Consider the following 335-nt stretch of genomic DNA (forward strand, 5'->3'; position numbering starts at 1 on the left):
GTTCGACGAATCCCAGCCCATCGAATACACTCGATGGATGCGCGAGAAGAACGGGTACTCGGGTAATAACTCGTTTCGCAAGGCGACCCGGCTCATCAAATACATCAGGGACATCAAGAAGCGTTTCAGTTGCCAGTCGGTTCTTCTAACGACACTCGTCGGTCACCGGATCGAGTGGTTCGACAAGGATTCGGACGGGTTCGCGGACACGCCAACCGCGTTGCAGACAATCATGGGTAGGCTCGACGACTGGCTGCAGGCACGGCCGGACAAGCCGGGGGTCAACAACCCTTCGCTCCCCACCGAGGATTTTGCCGACCTGTGGAACGACACCC

Annotated in this window: 1 pseudogene; it reads left to right on the forward strand. The window is 57.9% G+C overall.

From position 1 onward, the window contains the following. Window positions 1-37: 37 nt before the first annotated feature. Window positions 38-335: pseudogene (locus EN869_RS33870) on the forward strand (nucleotidyltransferase); the annotation flags it as partial.

Origin of the sequence: Mesorhizobium sp. M2D.F.Ca.ET.226.01.1.1 (assembly GCF_004022705.2) — a bacterium.
Classification (GTDB): domain Bacteria; phylum Pseudomonadota; class Alphaproteobacteria; order Rhizobiales; family Rhizobiaceae; genus Mesorhizobium.